This window comes from Chryseobacterium sp. AG844, from assembly GCF_003182335.1.
GTDB lineage: Bacteria > Bacteroidota > Bacteroidia > Flavobacteriales > Weeksellaceae > Chryseobacterium > Chryseobacterium cupriresistens.
The window spans coordinates 172,403-195,356 of the sequence record NZ_QGTV01000005.1 but is presented as its reverse complement, the minus strand read 5'-3'; the positions used below and the strand labels follow the sequence as shown (position 1 = coordinate 195,356).

Annotated in this window: 14 protein-coding genes; 4 read left to right on the top strand and 10 right to left on the bottom strand. The window is 37.7% G+C overall.

Translation table 11 applies throughout. The annotated features are described in order from the left end of the window. Nucleotides 1-74: 74 nt before the first annotated feature. A complete protein-coding gene (locus DEU40_RS07710; RefSeq protein WP_034695305.1) occupies nt 75-440 on the bottom strand; it encodes a hypothetical protein in 366 nt (121 codons plus the stop codon). Between the two features lie 21 nt (nt 441-461). Continuing rightward, nucleotides 462-1,601 carry an acyl-CoA dehydrogenase gene (locus tag DEU40_RS07705; RefSeq protein ID WP_110009295.1) on the bottom strand — a complete coding sequence of 380 codons (1,140 nt, stop codon included), beginning with the start codon at nt 1,599-1,601 and terminating at the stop codon, nt 462-464. Nucleotides 1,602-1,945: 344 nt separating this feature from the next. Between DEU40_RS07705 and DEU40_RS07700 the strand changes: the two genes are divergently transcribed. Beyond that, on the top strand, nt 1,946-3,724 hold the full coding sequence (locus tag DEU40_RS07700; protein WP_110009294.1) for an AMP-dependent synthetase/ligase: 1,779 nt from the start codon (nt 1,946-1,948) through the stop codon (nt 3,722-3,724). 66 nt (nt 3,725-3,790) lie between these two features. Here the strand turns inward: DEU40_RS07700 and DEU40_RS07695 are convergent, their stop codons facing one another. The 5 genes from DEU40_RS07695 to DEU40_RS07675 all read right to left on the bottom strand — a co-directional run bounded on the left by DEU40_RS07695 (nt 3,791) and on the right by DEU40_RS07675 (nt 8,005). Beyond that, nucleotides 3,791-4,363 (bottom strand): hypothetical protein, encoded by a 573-nt coding sequence (locus DEU40_RS07695; protein ID WP_110009293.1) that lies wholly within the window; start codon nt 4,361-4,363, stop codon nt 3,791-3,793. An 80-nt stretch (nt 4,364-4,443) separates the two neighbouring features. Then, nucleotides 4,444-4,749 carry a hypothetical protein gene (locus DEU40_RS07690; protein WP_110009292.1) on the bottom strand — a complete coding sequence of 102 codons (306 nt, stop codon included), beginning with the start codon at nt 4,747-4,749 and terminating at the stop codon, nt 4,444-4,446. Nucleotides 4,750-5,153: 404 nt separating this feature from the next. Then, nucleotides 5,154-5,930 (bottom strand): zinc ribbon domain-containing protein, encoded by a 777-nt coding sequence (locus tag DEU40_RS07685; protein ID WP_110009291.1) that lies wholly within the window; start codon nt 5,928-5,930, stop codon nt 5,154-5,156. A 2-nt stretch (nt 5,931-5,932) separates the two neighbouring features. Then, the gene (locus tag DEU40_RS07680; RefSeq protein WP_110009290.1) at nt 5,933-7,030 is read right to left on the bottom strand and encodes a Nif3-like dinuclear metal center hexameric protein; all 1,098 of its coding nucleotides are present in this window, start codon (nt 7,028-7,030) and stop codon (nt 5,933-5,935) included. Nucleotides 7,031-7,156: 126 nt separating this feature from the next. Further along, on the bottom strand, nt 7,157-8,005 hold the full coding sequence (locus tag DEU40_RS07675) for a hypothetical protein (RefSeq protein ID WP_228406463.1): 849 nt from the start codon (nt 8,003-8,005) through the stop codon (nt 7,157-7,159). A 250-nt stretch (nt 8,006-8,255) separates the two neighbouring features. On the opposite strand from DEU40_RS07675, the gene DEU40_RS07670 reads away from it, so the two are divergent. Next, the gene (locus tag DEU40_RS07670; protein ID WP_110009288.1) at nt 8,256-9,083 is read left to right on the top strand and encodes an ion transporter; all 828 of its coding nucleotides are present in this window, start codon (nt 8,256-8,258) and stop codon (nt 9,081-9,083) included. Nucleotides 9,084-9,126: 43 nt separating this feature from the next. Beyond that, nucleotides 9,127-9,285 (top strand): hypothetical protein, encoded by a 159-nt coding sequence (locus DEU40_RS22385; RefSeq protein WP_181397945.1) that lies wholly within the window; start codon nt 9,127-9,129, stop codon nt 9,283-9,285. Between the two features lie 182 nt (nt 9,286-9,467). On the opposite strand, the gene DEU40_RS07665 is transcribed toward DEU40_RS22385, so the two are convergent. The 3 genes from DEU40_RS07665 to dnaE all read right to left on the bottom strand — a co-directional run bounded on the left by DEU40_RS07665 (nt 9,468) and on the right by dnaE (nt 20,262). Continuing rightward, nucleotides 9,468-11,792 carry a GEVED domain-containing protein gene (locus DEU40_RS07665; RefSeq protein WP_110009287.1) on the bottom strand — a complete coding sequence of 775 codons (2,325 nt, stop codon included), beginning with the start codon at nt 11,790-11,792 and terminating at the stop codon, nt 9,468-9,470. Between the two features lie 175 nt (nt 11,793-11,967). After that, complete coding sequence (locus tag DEU40_RS07660) at nt 11,968-15,249, bottom strand: fibronectin type III domain-containing protein (protein ID WP_110009286.1); 3,282 nt, start codon at nt 15,247-15,249, stop codon at nt 11,968-11,970. 345 nt (nt 15,250-15,594) lie between these two features. Next, nucleotides 15,595-20,262, bottom strand: a complete 4,668-nt coding sequence (gene dnaE / locus DEU40_RS07655) for a DNA polymerase III subunit alpha (protein ID WP_110009285.1) — start codon at nt 20,260-20,262, stop codon at nt 15,595-15,597. Nucleotides 20,263-20,753: 491 nt separating this feature from the next. Here dnaE and DEU40_RS07650 point away from each other — a divergent pair, with 491 nt between their 5' ends. Beyond that, nucleotides 20,754-22,883 carry a S8 family peptidase gene (locus DEU40_RS07650; RefSeq protein ID WP_110009284.1) on the top strand — a complete coding sequence of 710 codons (2,130 nt, stop codon included), beginning with the start codon at nt 20,754-20,756 and terminating at the stop codon, nt 22,881-22,883. The last annotated feature ends 71 nt before the right edge of the window (nt 22,884-22,954 follow it).

Sequence of the window (22,954 nt, the reverse complement as noted above, 5' to 3'; positions counted from 1 at the left end):
AAATTTTATTTCATATATTAATATTTTGTGATTTGGTGTAAAATAAGGCCCTCATATTGAGAGCCTTATTTGTTTTATTTCATATTCACTACCTTATCTACGATAAATTTTGTGTTTCCTCTCCACGGAAGAGCCCCGTTGTACTCTTTGTAATGCAGATCAAAAGTTTTACCGCTGTTGGTTTCCAGTTGTTTGAAAACTTCGGGATCATCTACGGAAAATTCAAACTCATAGCTTGTAATAGTTCCTGTTTTTCCTCTTCCAAAGCCTTCCTGAATCAGCTTGCCTTCATAAGTTTTGAAGACATAACCTTTTTTCATAGCATAATTCAGGTATCCGGATTTTACACCTTCTCCGAAAACGAAATAGTACTTATACCAGACAAATACGCCCAGTAACAGCAGTACGACACCGAGGGTGATCCACAAAGATTTTTTCATAGGTCGTGTGTTTTATAAATGTTATTTTGCGATGCTTCTTGAAATCACGATTTTCTGAATTTCAGAAGTTCCTTCATAGATCTGAGTGATTTTCGCATCTCTCATTAATCTTTCTACGTGGTATTCTTTCACGTATCCATATCCTCCGTGGATCTGTACTGCTTCAATAGTAGTATCCATTGCCACCTGAGAAGAGTATAATTTTGCCATAGCTCCGCTTTCAGAGATGTCTTTTCCTGCATCTTTTTCACACGCAGCTTTGAAACACAGCATTCTAGCAGCAGTGATCTGAGTTGCCATATCAGCCAATTTGAATGCAATCGCCTGGTGGTTGATGATTTCAGTTTTGAAAGCTTTTCTTGTTTTAGCATATTTCAACGCCAGTTCGTAAGCACCTGAAGCAATACCCAGGGCCTGAGAAGCAATACCGATTCTTCCTCCATTCAACACTGCCATAGCAAAGTTGAATCCGAACCCGTCTTCACCGATTCTGTTTTCTTTTGGAACTTTTACGTTATTAAAGATCAAAGAGTGAGTATCACTTCCTCTGATTCCTAATTTGTCTTCTTTTGGTCCGATTTCAAATCCTTCCCATCCTCTTTCAACGATAAAAGCATTGATTCCTTTGTGTTTTTTCTCAGGATCTGTCTGTGCAATTACGATATAATAAGTAGCTGTTCCACCGTTCGTGATCCAGTTTTTGATACCATTTAAAAGATAGTAATCTCCTTTGTCTTCAGCTGTAGTTTTCTGAGAAGTAGCATCAGAACCAGCTTCCGGCTCAGATAATGCAAATGCTCCGATTACCTGCCCGCTGGCCAGTGGAGTAAGATATTTTACTTTTTGCTCTTCAGAAGCAAATTTTTCAAGACCGGCACAAACCAATGAGTTGTTTACAGACATTACAACAGCTGCAGAAGCATCTACTTTTGCAATTTCTTCCATAGCAAGCACGTAAGAAACGCTGTCCATACCCGCACCGCCGTATTTTGGATCTACCATCATTCCTAAAAGTCCCATTTCTCCCATTTTCTTCACCTGTTCAGCAGGGAATTTCTGGTCACGGTCTCTTTCAATCACTCCAGGTAAAAGTTCGTTCTGTGCAAAATCTCTTGCTGCCTGCTGAATCATCAGCTGTTCTTCCGATAAATTAAAGTCCATAAAAAAAATAATTAGATAGCCGTAAATTTACACTTTTTAAGCAAATCTGAAAAAATAAATTAAAAGCGGGAAAAAGGCAGGTTTGGGGAGATTTAATGATGATGGATACGTGTTTCGGGAAACGGGATATGCATTAGGAAGACAATATAAAATGTATTGAGAAAAATAAACCTTTATAAAAGATTAATTGAAAATATAAAATCCCCTTTTCAGGGCTTCCGGTCTCCTTTTTGATTCAAACTATTATGGTAAGCATTTAACTAATTTCTAATTATTACCTTTGGATGGTTTCAATTAAAAAAAATGCTTATATTTAAATTTCTTTATAAATTACGTAAAAAATCATGACAATCAAGAGATTATTCGATATTCCACACTATGCTTTAGAAAAATATCCTAAAACGGATATGTTTGTAACCAAATATCATGGTGAGTGGAAAAAAACTTCTACACAGGAGTTTATTAATGAGGGAAATAAGGTATCCAGAGGATTATTGAAGCTTGGTATAAAACCAGGGGATAAAATCGCTTTAATTACAACCAATTCCCGCACAGAATGGGCTATTATGGATTTCGGACTTTCTCAGATCGGGGTTGTTTCAGTACCGGTTTATCCAAGTATTTCTCCTGAAGATTATGAATTCATCTTCAATAATGCTGAAATCCAGTATTGTTTTGTTTCTGATAAAGAGCTGTTGAATAAAGTAATGAAAGTAAAACATAATATTCCGAGTTTGCAGGGAATTTTTACTTTTGACAGTATCAGCGGGGCTGCCAACTGGAGAGAAATTCTGGATCTGGGCAAGGACGAATCTACACAAATTGAAGTGGATGATCTTTCTAATGCGATCAATACAGAAGATCTGGCAACGATCATTTATACTTCCGGAACCACCGGAAGACCTAAAGGAGTAATGCTTACCCATAATAATATTGTTTCAAACATATTGGGATCCATTCCAAGAATTCCAAAAAAGAGAGGCTTTGATTACAAAGATGCCAGAGCATTAAGCTTCCTTCCTATCTGCCATATTTTTGAAAGAATGCTTTTCTATCTTTATCAGTACAATGGTTTTTCTCTTTATTTTGCTGAAAGTATCGAGAAAATGGGTGAAAACGTAAAAGAAGTGAAGCCTCATTATATGACCGTAGTTCCGAGACTGGTAGAAAAGGTATATGACAAAATCTATAATACAGGATCTTCAGCCGGAGGATTAAAATCCAAAATATTCTTCTGGGCATTGAATCTGATCACCAAAAAGAAAACCATTTCAAAGCCATCCGGACTTCAGGAAATCATCGCAGACAAGCTTGTATTTTCTAAATGGAGAGAAGGTTTAGGCGGTGAAATCGTAACTTTGGTTTCAGGATCTGCTGCACTATCTACAAGACTTAATTTAATGTTCCAGAATGCCGGAATTCCAATTCTTGAAGGGTATGGCTTGACAGAAACATCACCTGTAATCTCTGTGAACAGTTTTGATAAGATGAAAGTGGGAACCGTAGGAATTCCATTGGATAATTTAAAGGTTAAAATTCAGGAAGATGGTGAAATTACGGTAAAAGGGCCATCTGTATTCAAAGGATATTTCCGGAATGAGGAAATGACAAAAGAAGCTTTCACAGAGGATGGTTTTTTCAAGACCGGAGATATCGGACATATCGATAGTGACGGATTTTTACAGATCACAGACCGTAAGAAAGAAATGTTCAAAACTTCCGGTGGAAAGTATATTGCTCCCCAGACTATTGAAAACCTGGCAAAAGCTTCAAAATTTATAGAGCAGATTATGGTGGTAGGTGATGGTGAAAAAATGCCATGTGCTTTGGTACAGCCTGATTTTGAATTTGCAAAAAACTGGGCTATGAGAAATAATCTTAATTTAGGCTCAACACCTGAAGAAATTGCAAAAAGCCCTGAATTGAAGCAAAGAATTGAAAAGGAAATCGAAGGCATTAATGAACACCTTGGAAACTGGGAGAAAATCAAAAAAATTGAGCTTACTCCTGAAGTATGGAGCATTGAAAGCGGATTACTCACTCCAACATTAAAACTGAAGAGAAAGGCCGTAAAAGAGAAATTTATTGCTTTGTATAATAAAATGTACGATCATCATGAATAAAAAACAGAAACCGCTTCATTATTGAAGCGGTTTTTTTCATTGACAATAAAATATTTTTCTTTATCCCTATAATTTTTTCAGGCTGAAATGACGGGCCTCAGAAACACCCGCAGGCGCCTGTGACTGCACTGTTCCTGTAGCATTGTCAAAAGCCCCTCTATACATCGTTAAATAAATAACATCACCAGCAACTAAATTGACAAGACAATGGAATGAAATGGGTGTATTCCCGGACCCCGCAATAAGCTGCCCTATATTTGAACGGGTACCGGCAATAAGGTTGGCAGCAGCCGTTCCATTTTTTGTAATACCCAGATTAACACCAATATAATTGCTTGCCCCTGTAGTTCCTCCGGCTCCGAAATAGGATAAAGCATCCAGTTCATAGATACCTGTTTCATTAATGATAAAACGGTTGTTTGCAGCATCCCACGAAGCGGTTGAGCCTTGATTAACCTGTATTTCGCCAGCCGTAAAAGGCAGAACTTGCGGAATACCGGAATTAAAATTAGCGGTCGAAGGTAAATTATATGTAGAGTTTGTTGACATACTGATAATCGTATTAATAGAAGTAGCCGGATTTATAACTATTGCTTCCCAGGTGACCACACCTCCTGCAGCTCCATTACATATTAACATGACAAACCATCCTTGCCCTAAACCAATGGATGAAACAGGCAGACCTGTCTGATTATCAATCAGCTCACTTCCATTGGCTGCTATGGTAACATTAAATTTCCTGTGTTTTTAATATAATATACACGTCCTTTGATATGTCCCGGCGCAGGATAAGCAGCAATAGCTGCCGGCAGTGTTATGGTACCGACTGAACTGCCATTATAAGCTACATAATAGTCTGTAATACTCATATTGTAATCTGCTGATATTAACCGGTACTGTGCTGAAAGACTTCCGTTAATTTCCAATGTACTGCCAGGTATGATTGTATTAATGCCAACATTCCCTGCCTGACCCAGGAGACAGTAACTCAAAAGAGATAAGAACCCCATTAATAATTTTTTCATGATATATAATTTTTCTGGTTGTGTGTAAATTGAATATCAGAATATCCAAATAATACCATTTATAAAAAATTCATTTTGAACGGTTCAATGAAGTTGTAGTTTATGGATATGTCTGCTTTTTTATTGTAACCATAAAGCCTTACTTCCTATATCTCCTGCTGAAGCTTTGTTCAGTTATTTAATCACCATACTTTTCCTTTTTTTATTATATAAAATATACACATAAAAACATTACACTAATGATAATTTAACATAATTCATTATTATTAAAAAAATTAATAAAAAAATCAATGCAATAAGTATTATTTTCTCTTTTAAAGGTAATTATCGAAACACTTTACATATGTCCATAAAAAAAGCTGTCTCATTTCTGAAACAGCTTTCATATGACTTAAAATCAATAATTAGAATTTAATTACAGATTTCATTTTTTCGTTTTCTTCCATTACCAACTCGTCATCAACAAGGATTTTTCCAGAGTGCTCATCAATGATGATTTTCTTTCTCTGAGCAATTTCCATTTGCTTCTGAGGAGGAATCGTGAAGAAAGATCCTTTTGGAGCACCTCTTTCTAATCCTACAACAGCAAGACCGTTGATAGAGTTTGTTCTGATTCTGTTGTAAGAAGCCAATAATCTCTCATCGATTTTAGCTGCAAATTCTTTAGACTGCTCTAAAAGATATTCTTCTTCTTTCTGAGTTTCAGAGATCAAACCATCCAATTCTTCTTTCTTGAACTTTAAGTGGCTTTTCAAATCGTCGATCTTTGCATTCAGTTCAGCTAAAGTTTCGTTTTTGTGAGCAATTTTAGCTCCGAATTCTTTAATTCTTTTTTCAGCAAGCTGAATTTCCAGCTCCTGGAATTCCATTTCCTTTCCTAATGCTTCAAACTCTTTATTGTTTCTTACATTATCCTGCTGAGATTTGTATTTCTCAATTAAAGTTTTAGCATGGTTAATTACTTCATGCTTTGTTTTGATCTGATCTTCCTGATCTTTGATATCAGCATGAAATTTTTCAGCTCTTTTTTCAAGACCTTCAATCTCAATTTCAAGATCTTCAACTTCAATTGGCAATTCTCCTCTAGTATTTCGGATTTCATCCAATCTTGAATCTATGATCTGTAAATCGTATAAAGCTCTTAATTTTTCTTCAACTGAAATATCGTTGGTTTTTGCCATATTTAAATGAAATAATTTACTGGGTTTGTTTTTTCAATAGATTTTGAAATTGCAAATGTACTAAATTTTTGTGATAAAATTTCAAATAATTGTTGAGCAACAAATTGTTCGGACTCATAATGTCCTATATCACAGATCAGCATTTTAGACTCTGCTAAAAAATAATCGTGATATTTAAGATCTCCTGTAAGGTAAGCATCACATTTTCTGGCCGCTGCAGATCTTATCCCACTTGCTCCCGAGCCTCCCAGAACCCCCACTCTTTTGATTTTTTTATTGTTAAAAGAAGAATGTTTGATCACCTCCAGTCCAAATTTTTCTTTTACAAACCCAAGGAAATCTTTTTCATCCATTTCCTCTTCCAGATCACCGTACATTCCCAATCCGGCATGATGATTTTTATTATCCAGACTATAAACCTGATAGGCTACTTCTTCATAAGGGTGTGCTGACTTCATAGCGCCTACAATCTGCCCTTGTTTAAAGCCTTCAAAAATTACAGAAATCATATCTTCGTCTGCATTTTCACGAATACCCTGCTGTCCGGAAAACGGATTTGAGCCTTCCACAGGCCTGAATGTCCCATTACCATTCACTGTAAAACTGCATTCGTCATAGAATCCTATATTTCCTGCTCCGGCTGAGAACATGGCTTCTTTTACTTTTTCCGAATACTCTTTAGGAACAAAAACCGTTAACTGCTTTAAGTTATTTTCTTTGGGCTGAAGAATCTTCATATTCTTTAATCCTAACTGACTGCATATACCGTGGTTCACTCCAAAGAAATCATTGTCAAATGCAGTGTGGATGGCATAGATTGCTACTTTATTTTCAATAGCTTTTAAAACGGCCCGCTCTACATAATTTTTCCCTGTTAAAGATTTTAATCCGGAAAATATAATGGGATGAAAGCATACAATCAGATTACAGTTTCTCTCAATCGCCTCATCTATTACATTTTCCAGCGCATCATGACAAACCAGAATTCCCGACACATCACGATCATAAACACCACACAGCAATCCTACATTATCAAAATCTTCTGCCTGCCTGATGCTTATCTCCTCTTCAATCTTTGCAATTACAGTTTTTAGCTTCATTAATTTATATTTTACGGTTACAGCGAAGATATTAATTTTACCAAAAACCCGGAAAAATTTGCAATAAAAAACCGGCTTTCTTCAACCGGTTTTGCTTTGATATTAAAAAAGAAATCAATAAGACTATTAATCTTTGAAAAGCGATACTCTTGTAAAGGAATCTACTACTACGCCACAGTTGATATCGGATTCCATAAAAAGCTGATAGCCTTTTCCCGGATCAAGACTCGCTGGGTCCGCAATGGTATAGAAATAAAAGGTAAGAATGTTACCTGTTCCACTGGAGCCGCTTGGAACCAGCTGGATAGAATTGATTTCAAAACCGGAATCGGGATTTTTAAAAGTAGCTTTTATGGATCCTGAAGAGTTGGAACCTGGAGTGATTGTAGCGATTGCTCTCCAAAAATGAACCTGCCCGTTAATTTCATTTTCTCTCCATTTACCGGTAGCCGCAATATAGATATTGCTCGTTACGCCCGGAAATGGAACGGTAGTTTCCGGCCAGCTTGTAGTAGGACTTGCTGCAAAAACCAGCGGTGTGGCATAAAGCACCTGTTGTCTCGGGCCATAGCCGCTTCCTGATGCACTTAAATTGAATGAGGGTTTTACATTTGCGTTTCCAGAATTTACTTTAACGACACCGTCGTTACCAGCCTGAGAAGATGTGGGAACAAAAAGCTGTCTCCAGAGGGTACCATCCCAATACTGGAAGTTATTCGTTGTCGTATTATAAATAAGAGTTCCTGCAGTAAGGTTAGCGTTTACTACACCTGCAGGAGGCACTGTGGAAACGTCATTATCAGCCAGGTTGGTATCCCGGTCAGTATCAGTAAGACGAGGAATGAGAATTCCTTTCTGGTTGGAAACTATATCCAGTACTGAAGCACTATTTGGCGTTACAGTATTAATCCCAACCTGAGCATACGCAAAACTGCTTATCAAAAACAGCATTAAAAAGGTTAAAATTTTTCTCATGATATAAAGCTTTTGTAGAATAAAATTACAAACTTGGACGATAAAAATGTTAAAAAAAACATTTTTATATGTCATATTTTATTCGTATTTTACTTAATATAATATATTGATAACCACTATATTAAATTATAATAATTCACTTTTACATGATGAATTTTATTTTAACATTTGCAGGATTCTTTTAACAATCATATATTTACCCTATTCTATATATAAATTATTAACTTCGCTGTGAAATAACCCTATCTAAATGGAAAGAGAACATAATCTTATTCCTGAGGAGACTCTATGGAAAAGATTCCTTTACCGGATAATTTATCGATCTGATACGAAGCTTGGAAAACTGTTCGATATCATATTATTGTCTTTAATTCTTGCAAGTACTGCCATTATTATGATGGAAAGTGTACCTAAGCTTGATAAGAGATTTCATTATACCTTTCTGATTCTTGAATGGATCATCTCCATTTTCTTTACAATAGAATATTCCATGCGGATTGCAGTGGTAAAAAATAAGCGGAGCTATATATTCAGTTTTTTCGGAATTATAGATTTTCTGGCTCTGGTTCCCTTTTTTCTCAGTTTTTTCTTTCCTATTACCAAGTATTTTCTGATTTTCAGAATGTTGAGAATGTTGAGGATTTTCAGGATCTTCAATTTAATGGATTTTATGAATGACGGGTATTTCATTGTAAGGGCTTTAAGAAACAGTTCGAGAAAAATTTATATTTTCCTTCTTTTTCTGATCATTTTCTCAGTCATTGTAGGCTCACTTATGTTTATGGTAGAAGGTGGAAGACCTGGATTTGAAACGATACCGCAATCTATCTATTGGGCCGTTGTTACGGTAACTACTGTAGGATATGGTGATGTATCTCCTATTACGCCCTTAGGCAAGTTTTTTGCGGTTATTCTTATGCTGGCCGGTTATTCTATTATTGCAGTCCCTACCGGCATTGTAACCGCAGAAATGAGAAACAAAAGACAAAACCTGGAAATGGTATGCGAACGCTGCGGAAACGACGATATTGATGATGACGCGAGGTATTGTAAGAAATGTGGCAAGAAATTAGCTTAATATTTGATATAAGTAAAATTCATTAATCAAACACCACAAAATCATGGAACCAAAAAAGAAAAACAGACCCAATAGCTTAGTAATTATTCTTTTTGCACTGATTGTACTGATGGTCATCATTTATTTTATATTAGTAATGTTCTTCCCTGCTGTTTTTGATCTTATGAATACAGGCGATATGCAGCCAGTACCCGATAAGTGATGAGTGATGTGCAATTGTCGACGATAAACAATTTACAATCATCGCGAACCTGGATAAAATAAAAAGATGAGCTGAACATTTCACTCATCTTTTTTTATCGATATTTTTCATATACTCTTAAATCTCAATAAAAAAGACGGATCACATATGACCCGTCTTCCTTTTTTTATTTAAATGATGAATTATTTTTTAATGGCTTTGATCGTTTGTTTAGATCCGTCTTTCATTTCAAGCGTTATCAGATAAACTCCCTGCGTTACATCCCTTAAATGGATCGTAGATTCGGGGTTACCAATGGTTTTCACTAATCTTCCCGTAACATCTGTCACAGATACATTTTTCACATTTTTCACATCGGAGATACTCAACACATCTGTAAATGGATTAGGATAAATCTGGATATTATTTTTCGCTGCAGCGACTTCGGATGTTGACAGGTTAGCATTGTTAATACTGATATCATCTATATACAGATTATACTGGTCCGGATCTGAATAAGCATTAAATCCAAAGAAATACACCCCTGTTGCAGGAACTGTAAATGTTATAGATTCGGTATGAGCAATTCCATCATTAATTGAAGGATAATCTGCTATAGAACCAGTCATAGCAGCCGCATCAGGCGAAGTACCATATGCTACTTTCAGTTTTTCAGCATAAGTTGATGAATTATTACCATATTGATAACTGATTGTATATTGTACTCCTGCTGTTAAGTTCAATCCTTGTGTAAAGAACCATGCATCGGCAGAATTGGAAGAGTTGTACTGATATTTCAGCACATTGGTAGTGAATCCCTGGCTGTCAGAAGGAGGATCCGCTGTTTCCCAGTCATTTGCAGCCCCTGCATTAACATTCATTGTACAACCTGGAAGCTCTGGAACAGTAACATTTTCAAAATCTACAACATAAGGAAGGTTTGCACTTGAACATAATGTTGTAAATGTGGCAGAATCACTCCATGCACTTTTGCTTGTTGCGCTACACGCCGATCTCACCCATACATAATACACAGATGAAGAAGCTAAACCTGGAATATTATAGGTAGTTGCTGTAACTCCTGTAAAATTAGGTGTGCTTGTTGCTGTAGGTGCCGTATTGGTTGTACTGTAATAAATATCATATCCGTTTGCAGGAACGGGAGTAGCTGCTGCCCAGGAAACGGTAGCTCCTGCAGCAGTAATGTTTGAAACAGCTAATGCATTAGGTTCACTACAAGCCGGTGCTACATCGATTTTAATATCATCAACATATAATTGATTCATATTAGCATCAGAATACGCCTGGAATCCAAAATAATAAACACCTGTAGCTGCTGGCGTAAAGTTCACAAAAGCGCTCGTTGCTGTACTGGTAACAATATTCGGGTGATCCGCCAGTGTATTGGTCATTCCAGCGCTGGTAGCTGAAGTTCCATAGGCTACTTTTAATTTTTCTGCGTATACAGTTCCTTCTGCATTGGCATATTTATATTTAATTCTGTAGGTAGTTCCTGCGGTAAGGTTGATTCCATTGGTAAAAAACCAGGTATCGGCATTATTAGCATAATCATAAGAATACTGAAGAACATTCCCTGTAAATCCCTGGGCATCCAGATCACCTGTTTCCCACATATTTCCGGCACCATCATTCACTACCGAAGTACAATTCGGCATATCAGGTGGAGTTATACTTTCGAAATCCAATGCGTAAGGTACTCCCACAGCGACACATGATGTCATAAATGTTGCCATCTGGGACCATGCACTTTTGTTCGAAGTACTGCATACAGAGCGTACCCATACATGATAGGTAGTGGCTGGTGCAAGGGATGGCAGATTTGTAGTCAATCCATTGATAGATCCGGAAACAACTGTTGTAGCAGTAGGATATGTACCGGAAGTTGAATAATAATACTCGTAACCGCTTCCCGGCGCAGAAGAAGGAGCTGTCCATCCGATCTGCGCAGAATTGGCCGTAACAGCAGATACCGTTAAAGCAGATGGTGCAAAACAGGTCGGAACCGCGCCGATGTTTACCGTATAATCATGTGCTTCTCCGTACCCATCCGTATTACAAGGTATAGGATCACTGGAGAATCTGTCGCCTACTCTCATCCTGTAAGTACCAGGAGTAACGGTAGCAGGAATGGTTATAAGTCCGGCCGTAATATTATTGGCTCCTACAAGAGTACTGCTTGCCGTAGCTACAAGTTCAGGAGCGGCATCATCAAAAGTTCCGTCGTTATTGAAATCTATCCAGATACGGACATTCTGATCACTGTAATCATGTTTAACACTAAAATCATAACTCAAACCTGCACTCAGGTTGATCGTCATAGAGGTATAATCTCCATAGGCATCAGTAGAACAACCTGTATTAGGATGATCAAATCCGGCACCCGGAATTGCAAAAGAATCTATCACATCTCCTCCACTACACCCACTGGCAAAAGCAGGCGTACAGTAAGTCTGCGCAGAAGATAAAAAGCCGGCCATTAAGAAACCAACAAGTAAAAAATTTCTCATATAAAAACAGTATTAGTTAATCAAATCTAGTGAAAATCAGCAATAAAAAAAATATTTATTTAATTATATCACAATGAATTAAACTTTTTCTTTAATAAAAGGCAATTTCACCTATATAAAGAGAGGCCGCTCAAATTGAGCAGCCTCTCTTTTCCTGTTTTTTCAAGAAACTATTTTATCTCTTAATTGCTTTAAGGGTTTGTTTAGATCCGTCTTTCATATTCAGGATCACTAAATATAACCCTTCTTTCAGATCTCTCAGCTGAAGCTCTGAAGATGGCTTATCAATAGTCTTAATCAATCTTCCGGAAACATCAACAATTAAAACAGACTGTACCTTGGATACATCAGAAATTGTCAGCGTATCAGTAAACGGATTAGGATATATATTAATCTTGTTTTCTTTTACTGCAGTTTCAGACGTTGCCAGATTAGGGTTTTGCTTTATTTCAACATTATCTAAAAGAATATCATCATAGTAATATCCGCTACCATTCACATTTTTATCTACAGTAAATCTTACCTGAATAGTAGCTCCGATATAAGAAGCTGCCAAAGGAACAGCAACTGTTCTCCATTGGTTTGAGTTGGTATTATCACTAAATATAACTACCCATCCGTTTCCATCGTTTACTTCTACCGTAAGCTTGTTATTATCATAAGTGGAAGGTGATACCGTAGTAGAAGAAGAGGTAGAATGGTTTTTAAACCAGTCAAAAGAAACAAGAGGTGCGGTTAATCCTGTTAAATTTACAGGAGGAGTAACCAGCTGAACCGTGTTGGCACCCGCTCCATTATATGGTGAACTTGCATCTACCCATGCATATGTACCTGCCGCTTTTTGGTTATTAGCCGGACTTGCACCATAATCTGCAGATCCTGAGAACTTCCAGAACAAATTAGCGTCAGTACCTGTTGCCGTAGGGTTTATACTGCTCCAACAGTTGGGTGCTGCTCCACTATCAAAGTTTTGAGCAAAAGGAGCCATAGCTGTTCCGCAAAGTGTATTGAAAACAGCAGCCTGAGAACTCCACGCACTCTTATCGGAAGAACTACATACCGATCTCACCCATAAATAGTAAGTACTGGAAGGAGATAAACCGGACAAAGGAGCCGAAGTGGTAGTACTGGTTCCGGAAGCTGCAGTAGACGCTGTAGGAGCTGTACTGCTTGTAGAATAGTAATACTCATATCCACTTCCAGGAGCAGTAGCCGGAGCAGTCCAGGAAGCATTTGCTCCATTGGTTGTCATGCCTGAAACATTAACAGCCAATGGTTCAGAGCAGCTAGGAGTTACATCTATATTGATATCATCAACATAAATCTGGTTCATATTAGCAGCAGAATAAGCCTGGAATCCTAAATAATAAACTCCTGTTGCGCCTGGTGTAAAGTCTACAAATGCATATGTAGCAGTTCCACCTGTAATATTAGCGTGGTCAGCTAAAGTATTTGTCATTGAAGCACTTGCAGCAGAAGAACCGTAAGCAACTTTTAATTTTTCAGGATATTGTGTGGTTCCTGATGCATTCGCATACTTATATTTGATTCTGTAGCTAACTCCTGCAGTAAGATTTAAACCTTGGGTAAAGAACCATGTATTGGCAGCATTAGAACTATTATAGGAATAATTAAGCACTTTCCCTGTAAATCCAGCCGGAGCGGTTGCTGTTTTCCATGAATTTCCGGAACCACTGTTTACCACTGTTGTACAAATTGGTAATGCAGGTGTTGTAACATTTTCAAAATCTAAAGTATAAGGTAAATTAGATGAATTACATACCGTCTGGAATGATCTTACCGTACATGCGGTAGCAGGCCCTGCAATATTAGCTGTATAAGAAGTTACAGAATAATAATAGGCAGTACCAAAATTTAAAGGAGCAGCGAAAGTATAAGAATTATTCGTTCCGCCTGCGATATCCATATCTGCAATATCATTTCCTCCAGAGGTAGTTCCAACTTTCAGTTTATACCCGGCAGCGCCATTTATTGCATTCCATGTAATCGTAGGGGTTACACTTACTCCTGTAGCATTGGATGCAGGAGCGGTAACGGTAGGACATAACCCAAGTGTTGTAAAGTTTGCAGAGCTGGACCAATTTCCTTTATCTGTTCCATTACAGTTTCCTCTTACCCAATAATAATACTGAGTTGAAGGAGTCAGACCAGATAAATCAGCTGTTATTACCCCGGCACCTACAGATCCTGAAGGCGTAGCCGTTGCAAGCGGAGTTGTTGAAGATGTAGAATAATAATACTCATATCCATTACCCGGAGGTGTTGTAGAAGCTGTCCAGGTTATTGTTGCGGATTCAGGAGTCAGAGCAGAAGAAGAAAGACCGGTTACCGTACTTGCACAGTTAGGTGTAGTGGTAAAAGACCCTGAGGAGGCATACCCATTCCCCGTTCCGGCTGCATTTGGAATATGAGAATAGATAGATTTTACAGATCCGTTTAAAGCCTGAACCTGAACCTGGTAGCTTGTATTCTGAGTTAACCCTGTAATTGTAGCAGTTGCAGCAGAAACCGGATTACCAACAAGATCTGTCCAATCACAGTTTCCGACTTCTCTAAACTGAACATTGTAAGCTGTTGCACCTGTCGGAGCCGTCCAGTTTACAGTAGCAGCATTGTTGGTAATTGCAGTGGCAGCTGCAAAAGTCCTTACCGGAGCCTGTGTGCCTGGTGTCCATTTATATTGCAGCCCGGCAGGGATTTTAACACTTGCGTTGGTTGTGCTGGAAAAAAGCATTGTACTGCTAGCAGCATTACCGGTAACAGCTTTAGACCAGTCACAGGTAGTTCCTGACGGCACGTTTCCGATCATCAGGGAATTTACATTGGAAGCATAAGTAGTACTGTTTCCTCTTATCCCTACCTGTGGAGTACTGCCAGAAGTGCTGGTACCCGGATCTGTACAGCTTCCATAAATGATCTTTATTTCACCTGTAGCATAAACCAATCTGATCTGAAAATTTAACTTTTCAGTAGATCTGTTAAAGTAATTGGCATGATCCTGCCACTGTACAACAAATTCAGTTCCCAGGTCTTCATATCTCACTTCATGATTTCCCGCTGGTTGTGTTGCATCTGATGATGAAAAGCCTCCATCCTGCCCAAAAGCAGAAATTGCCCCTGTAGTTGATCCCAGACTTGACATTGGAGTATAATTTGTCCCGGAAGGAGCTGCTCCAAACGTTATAAATCCATTGGCACTCACATAACATGTGGTCATGGCAACACCACCGAAATTAAAAGGAGAAGACAATGGAATTGCTGCGGATACATCATTGTCATAAGTAGTATTAGTCCCTGAAGGGAATAATTTTGTACCTCCTGTAATGGAAGTATAAGCCACCCCGGTACTTTTTGAAAAAGTATAGTTGGCGACGTCGGTTTGCGCATAGACTCCCATACTCAGGGAAGCCAGACACGAAAGTAGTAATTTCTTCATAAAATAGTAAATAATAACAGTTAGGGCGGTAAATGTATAAATATTAATTTAAATTTTAAATGAAATATTAGAAAATATCATAAATTTTTATACAAAAACAATAAAAAATACCATTAAAACATTATATAATTAAACATTTATTTAAATTATATAATTATTTCGCAATATAATGAAAAATAATAACTAATTAAATACCAAATACTTAACTACTATACAATCAAAATAGACTTCAGTAAATTTTTCTATCTTAAGAGAAAAACTATTTAAAATTTTTCATCAATATTGATAATATATAAACAAAAAAAAGAGTGGCAAAAGCCACTCCTTTCTTTATCATGTATTTTTCTAGTTTAAATAAAATTCATATTTATTAAGAAGTTGAATTTCTTTTATCAGATCACCATTCAGATCCACAGTATGTTTCATAGACTGAACTTCAATATGGGAGTCATCTTCCAGGTTTTTGATAAAGAATTTCAATTTTTGGTTTCCTTTGTTTCTGTCGAGAACCGTTCTGAAAAAGTCGAGATCTTCAGGTCTTACATCCATCACATCCATTACCAATGATATACTTTTTGCAAATCGTTCAAATGCTTCCTGAAGTTCAATGACATCATTTACATTAACGAAGACCCTACCATCTTTTACCTGAGCAAATTTTATCTTAAAAATCACAAATCTCTGAACTTCCAGCTTTTCTTTCAATCTCATGTAATCTCTGTCTCCCAGTCTGAATGAATAGGATCCGGAATAATCTTCCAGTGTAACAAAAGCTACTTTCTCACCGCTTCTGAAACCATCCTGAACCCTGTATTCGGTAATAAGGCCGGCTACAGTATATTCTTTACCACCACCGCCATTTTCCCTCTCTTTCTGAAGGGTCTTCCAGTCTTTCTTTTTCTCTTCAAACAGTTCTTCCTGTTTATTAGAGAAAGCCTGTTCTTTGTAAGCATCCACCTCATCCAGATTCAGGAATAAGAAATTCCCCTTTGGCTCTGCCTTCTTAGTAACTTCTTCTATCACTTCCTCTTCTCCTGCCAATACATCATCTGAAACAATTTCCGTAAGATCCACCGCATCATCCAGTGCATCCTGCTCCAAAACAGGCGCTTCATCGGTAACGGCCTTGTCTTCTTCATTTTTCTCAAGAACCGCTTTTTTAGAAAGCTGCCCCTGCATAAACTGGAACTGATATTTAAATTCGTCCAGCGGGTGAGCCGAAAGATAGAAGCCAATGATCTCTTTTTCTTTATTAAGCTTATGCATATTGGGCCATTCCGGACATGGAGCCAGTTTCGGCTGTTCAATCTGAACTTCTTCTGCGAAATCCGCAAATAAAGAGTGCTCCATCTCGTTTTTGCTTTCCTGGAAACTCTGCCCGTATCTGATCAGTCTTTCAAGATTGGTCTTTCCTGCCATGTCAATATCAAAATACTGTCCTCTGTGGAAAGCATCCAGTTCATCAAAAGCACCTGCAAGCACCAAACTCTCTGCTACCCTCTTGTTCATCTGTGAAGGCAGTATTCTTTCGAAGAAATCATAAATATTTTTAAACCTTCCGTTTTCTCTTTCTCTTGTAATTGCTTCACTCGGCCCTTCTCCAATTCCCTTTATCGCTCCCAACCCAAAGCGGATCTGTCCCTTTTCGTTTACGGAGAATTTGTATTGAGATTCATTCACGTCCGGTCCCAGAACATCCACACCCATACTTTTACAGTCTTCCATGAACATAGTGATTGAATCCGTATTGTTAATGTTATTACTCATTACACTCGCCATGTATTCTGCCGGATAATTAGCTTTTAAATAGGCGGTCTGATAAGCGATGAATGCATAACACGTTGAGTGGGACTTATTGAAGGCATATTCTGCAAAAGCTTTCCAGTCATTCCAGATTTTCTCCAGCCTTTCTTCATTAAGGTTGTTTTTTCTACCTCCTTCAATAAATTTCGGGTACATTTTATTAAGAACATCAATCTGCTTTTTACCCATTGCCTTTCTTAAAGTATCGGCTTCACCTTTGGTAAAGTTGGCCAGTTTCTGGGATAAAAGCATTACCTGCTCCTGATAAACGGTAATTCCGTATGTTTCTTTTAAATATTCTTCTGTTTCCGGTAAGTCGTAGACAATCTCTTCAATTCCGTGCTTTCTGTTGATGAAGTTCGGGATATATTTAATCGGACCGGGACGGTACAAGGCATTCATGGCGATAAGATCGGCAAAAACCGTCGGTTTAAGCTCTCTCATGTATTTTTGCATCCCAGGACTTTCATACTGGAAAATCCCGACCGTTCTTCCTTCTTTAAACAACTGATAGGTTTTGGCATCATCCAGCGGAATAAGATCCGGATCAATATCCACTCCATATCTTGCTTTAACAAGCTTCAATGCATCTTTAATAATAGTCAGCGTTCTCAGCCCCAGAAAATCCATCTTCAAAAGACCGGCACTTTCCGCAACAGAGTTATCAAACTGCGACACCAGGATATCAGCATCTTTTGCTGCAATGGTAACCGGAACAAGATTACTCACATCTTCCGGCGTAATGATAACCCCGCAGGCGTGAATTCCGGTATTTCTGATACAGCCTTCCATTTTTTTAGCACTTGCTAAAACTCCGTGTCGTGCATCATCCGGACTCTCCAGAACATATCTCATCTCATCAACGAGCATCTGCTCTTCCGGCTTTAGTTTATCATATTTCGCTAAAGCTTTTGCAATGTTCATTCCGGGAGTGGAAGGAATCAGCTTGGCAATATTATTCGTATCAGGAATCGGAACATCCAGCACTCTTCCGGCATCTTTAATGGCAGATTTTCCTCCAAGTACAGAATAGGTAATGATCTGTGCTACCTGGCTCTGTCCGTATTTTTCAATTACCCATTTGATAACCCTGTCTCTTCCTTCATCATCAAAGTCAATATCAATATCGGGCATGGAAACCCTTTCAGGATTCAGGAATCTCTCAAAAAGGAGATCATATTTAATAGGGTCTACGTTGGTAATTCCGATACAGTACGCCACCGCAGATCCCGCCGCCGACCCTCTTCCCGGACCAACCCAAACTCCCATTTTACGGGCTTCATTACAGAAGTCCTGTACGATAAGGAAGTAACCCGGATAACCGGTATTGGCAATTACCTCAAGCTCAAAGTCAAGACGTTCTTTGATATCGTCGGTAATACCATCTTCTCCATATCTTTTCTTGGCACCTTCATAGGTAAGATAGGTAAGATAAGCCATCTCCCCTCTTTTTCCGCCGTCTACCTCATCTTCTGCATGGATAAATTCCGCAGGGATATCAAATTTAGGAAGAAGTACGTCTCTTTTTAAGGTATAAGGTTTAAATTTTGCTGTAAATTCTTCATATGCATCAAAAGCATCCGGATAAGCTAAAAAGGCTTCTTTTATTTCATCAGAATTTTTGATGTAATATTCACCTGTAGCCAGCCCTCTTCTTTTACCAAATCCTTTTCCAATAGGCGTAGTAAGCTTTTCACCATCTTTAATACAGCTTACAATATCCTGGATATTAGAATCATCTTTATTGGTGTAAAAGGTTTCGTTCTGAGCTAAAATTTTCACATTATATTTATCTGCCAGATACAAAAGAACTTCATTTAAATGTTCTTCTTCAGGAAGTTTATGATTCTGAATCTGCACATAAAAGTCCTCTTCAAAGGTGTCTTTCCACCATTTGAAAAGTTCCTCTCCTTTCTGCTCACCGGTATTTAAGATCGCATCAGGAATATCCCCCATAATTCCGGATGTTAAAGCTATGACTCCTTCCTTATATTGAGCAATCAATTCCCTGCTCACCCTGGGAACTCCGAAATAGAATCCTTTCAGGAAACCGATACTGGAGAGTTTTGCCAGGTTTTTATATCCATTAAAATCTTTCGCCAAAAGCACAACCTGTGTTCTTCTGTCCGGATCATCTTTGGTAAACTGCTTTTGTTCGTAACGGTCTGAAATATAAAATTCACAGCCCACTACGGGAATAAGCGGTTCTGAAACAGGTTCTTCTTCAGTAAATTCTGTCCCGTTTTCTTCTGCTTCCTGTTTTTTTGCCAGGTATTCTTTATGCTTTTTCGCTCTGTCTGCATTAGCTCCTTCTACTGCAGAGACGAACTTGAAAGCTCCCATCATATTTCCAAGATCCACCATTCCGACAGCAGGGAAATTTTCATCAGAGGCTTTTTTAATCAGGTCATTAATGCTTGAGGTAGCCGTAAGCGTAGAGAAAACACTATGGTTATCAAAATTGAAATATTTACCTAAATCAATTTCATCAATACTTCCGAAATCCTGCTGCTTTTTCTTATTATGAAAATCAGCAACCTGTCTTCTGATGACAATATTGAAAGGCTTGATCGGGTCCGGATAAAGACTTCTGAAATAGGCAAGCTGATCTTCTGAAATCTTTAATGTCTCGGCAGGAACTACGCCTATTCTTACCATTTCAAAGAAAGCTCTGGCCGTTGCATTAACGTCGGCTGCAGCATTATGGGCTTCATCAAATTTGTTCCCATAAAGCTTTTCATATAATTCTTCAAGTTTCGGAGGTTTAAAACGGCCTCCGCGGCCTCCTCCAAGCTGGCAGAAGTCCGTTCCCAAAATCATGGTATCCGCTTTTGGCTTTTCCTGAAGGTTATCTTTCAGGTTTTTTCTGTAAAATTCTGCTCCTACGATATTGTAGTCGAACTCCACATTATGTCCGGAAACCACCCTGATTCTTTCAAGAACCTTAGAAAATTCTTCAAGAACTTCCTGAAGGTCACGTCCTTCTTCATTGGCGATTTTGGTTGTAATTCCGTGAATACGGGCAGCGTTGAAGGGAATATCATACCCTTCAGGTTTTATTATATAATCCTGGTTTTCAATCAAGTTTCCATCATCATCGTGCACCTGCCATGCAATCTGGACCATTCTGGGCCAGTTATCCGAGTCTGAAAGCGGAGCGTTGAAATTTTTTGGTAAACCGGTTGTTTCTGTGTCAAAAATTAAATACATATAATGTTCTAACTTTTTTATAAAAAGAGAATGTAAAGTTACTTCATTTTTTTCTAATCACACCCTGGTTTCAGAATATAAATCTCGGCCTTTTTTAAAAATACAAAGCTTAATTTCTTCTACTCCTATGGATTTGCTTTTTTCAATTAATTATCCATAAAATGATAAATTATAGCATATAAAACACCATAGAGTGCAAATCTCAGAGTTTTTCCAACTGTTTTCCTGTCAAAAAGCATCAATTCTCATTTAAATCCAGTAAAATAAAAAACTACAAACACAAAGTAAAATATTAAAATATTCATAAATACCTATAACAACAACTAAAACAATCAACAAAAACAACATTTAATCACTCAAAAACAAAAATAAAAGCACTTTATGTATATATTTAACAATCAAAGAAAACAAAAAAAAAAAAAAAAAAAAAAAAAAAAAAATAAAAAAAAAAAAAAAAAAAAAAAAAAAAAAAAAAAAAAAAAAAAAACACAATGAAACAAATCTTTATTTCGATCGGCGTACTGACAACCATTGTCATGAATGCACAAAACAGTAATGAAATTTTAAAAAAAACATTAGAACGACAACGAATAGAAAACAACAAAAAATTTGATCTGTTTCTCTCAAAACATTTTGAGTCTGATAAAAACCCTGAGACACTTAAAGAACTCGAAGAACAGCTAAAAAATCTGGCAGGATTTGATCCGGATGGAAAGCCTTACTTCTATCAGTCGGATGACTTGGATCAAATAAAAAACTCCAATGCAGACTTTTTACAGAATGGTACCATCACAGGGTTGACAGGTTCATTTAACGGCGAAAATATTAAATATACCATCTTCGATGGTGGAAGAGCATTTGAAGGACATGTTTTCTTTAATAATGCAATAGGCAGGGTAAATAATAAAGAAGCCAGTACCATGAATTACAGTTCACACGCCACTGCTGTTACAGGATTTATCGGCACCAAAGACTATCCTTATACGCTTACATTTACCAATGGAACAACCCGGGTTACGAATTTCAGAGGAATAGCACAAAATTCAACTTTTGACAATTACGCCTTTGCGACTACAATATTAGCAGGAGCTTCTGCTCCCAGTACGGTATTCGAAAAGATAATCCTGGCACAGCCCAAAATATCCAATCATTCGTATGGAATCAATCCCGGATGGGATATGAAAGCAATAAACGGAGCTTATGCATGGATCTGGTTTGGGCAGTTCATAAGCCCTGGAACCACTGCTGATCTACAGGGAACCTATCTTGATAGCGACCAGACTTATGACAATATCGTGTATAATAATCCCACCTATGTTATCGTTAAATCAGCCGGAAATTCATATGGAATGGGGCCAACAGGAAACACCTTAGCTAAATATTATGAAAACAGTGCTGGAACTTATGTACAATTTGCAGCTACAGACACACTTCCACAAAACAACTGCGCTTTAGGATATGACTGTATTGGTTTTGGTTCTTTGGCAAAAAATATTATTGTAGTAGGTGCTTCTGATATCCTGACTGCCAGCGACAAAAGATACTCCTCTCCTTCTGATGTTATAAAATCAACCTACAGCAGCGCAGGTCCAAGAGATGACGGCGCTATAAAACCGGATATCATTACTACAGGAACGAATGTAGCGTATGCATCCACAGCGGAAAACACAACAGGCAGCAGCTTATATAACGTGGGCAGTGGAACCTCTTTTTCCGGGCCTATTGTTACCGGAATCATAGGAGTCTGGATGCAGATTTATAAGCAGCTGTATCCTGCTCTTGAGCTTAATGCAGCCTCTGCAAAAACATTAATGATCCACTCTGCATCGGAAGCAGGAACCGTTGGTCCGGATCCATGGAATGGCTGGGGGTACATCAATGCCAAAAAAGGAGCCGAACTTCTTGTAGGAAAATCCAACAATACCATACTATTTAATGATGAAACCTTAAATAACGGTTCGGTTAATACTCAAACGGTGAAAGCATCCGGATCTGAGCCCTTAAAAGTAACCATATCCTGGATTGATCCTGAATATGTAGTTTCTGAAAACTTAACATGGGCAGAGGCTTACAACAACAGAACATCCAGATTGATAAACGATCTGGATCTAAGAATTATAGATACCGGAACAGGCACCATTTATCAGCCCTGGAAATTAAATGCATTAGATCCAATGACACCTGCCACAAAAGGAGACAACACAGTAGACAATGTAGAGCAGGTTGTTATTGATAACCCAACACCAGGAGCTGTTTATAGAATTGAGATTTCTCATAAAGGAACATTAAAAAATAACGCTTCTCCAAGTGTTACTTCTCCTCAGAATTATTCTATCATTACATCAGGATTTAGTGAAGTGCTGGGAACCAAAGATGCCGGATTAGAAAAGTCTGATGATATAACGATCGCACCAACAGTTGTAAAAGACTTTACCCGTATATTAAAAGCTCCTAAGAAATCTACTTTTAATGTTTATGATCTTTCAGGTAAAAAATTACAGACAGGTATCATTAACAATGATCAAGAAGCGGTAGATTTATCCACTTATACAAAAGGAATTTACATCATTGAAATAAAAACAGACAAAAATGTTATTTCTAAAAAAGTGATCAAGGAATAACCTATATAAACAAAGATTTTTCACAAAATACTAACAGTTGTTAGTATTTTGTTTTTTTATGTATATTTGCT

Coding starts and splice junctions, on each gene's coding strand:
- DEU40_RS07710 (WP_034695305.1), bottom strand. CDS start 440: ATGAAAAAATCTTTGTGGATCACCCTCGGTGTCGTACTGCTGTTACTG.
- DEU40_RS07705 (WP_110009295.1), bottom strand. CDS start 1,601: ATGGACTTTAATTTATCGGAAGAACAGCTGATGATTCAGCAGGCAGCA.
- DEU40_RS07700 (WP_110009294.1), top strand. CDS start 1,946: ATGACAATCAAGAGATTATTCGATATTCCACACTATGCTTTAGAAAAA.
- DEU40_RS07695 (WP_110009293.1), bottom strand. CDS start 4,363: ATGTTAATATGTAATGGAGCTGCAGGAGGTGTGGTCACCTGGGAAGCA.
- DEU40_RS07690 (WP_110009292.1), bottom strand. CDS start 4,749: ATGAAAAAATTATTAATGGGGTTCTTATCTCTTTTGAGTTACTGTCTC.
- DEU40_RS07685 (WP_110009291.1), bottom strand. CDS start 5,930: ATGGCAAAAACCAACGATATTTCAGTTGAAGAAAAATTAAGAGCTTTA.
- DEU40_RS07680 (WP_110009290.1), bottom strand. CDS start 7,030: ATGAAGCTAAAAACTGTAATTGCAAAGATTGAAGAGGAGATAAGCATC.
- DEU40_RS07675 (WP_228406463.1), bottom strand. CDS start 8,005: ATGAGAAAAATTTTAACCTTTTTAATGCTGTTTTTGATAAGCAGTTTT.
- DEU40_RS07670 (WP_110009288.1), top strand. CDS start 8,256: ATGGAAAGAGAACATAATCTTATTCCTGAGGAGACTCTATGGAAAAGA.
- DEU40_RS22385 (WP_181397945.1), top strand. CDS start 9,127: ATGGAACCAAAAAAGAAAAACAGACCCAATAGCTTAGTAATTATTCTT.
- DEU40_RS07665 (WP_110009287.1), bottom strand. CDS start 11,792: ATGAGAAATTTTTTACTTGTTGGTTTCTTAATGGCCGGCTTTTTATCT.
- DEU40_RS07660 (WP_110009286.1), bottom strand. CDS start 15,249: ATGAAGAAATTACTACTTTCGTGTCTGGCTTCCCTGAGTATGGGAGTC.
- dnaE (WP_110009285.1), bottom strand. CDS start 20,262: ATGTATTTAATTTTTGACACAGAAACAACCGGTTTACCAAAAAATTTC.
- DEU40_RS07650 (WP_110009284.1), top strand. CDS start 20,754: ATGAAACAAATCTTTATTTCGATCGGCGTACTGACAACCATTGTCATG.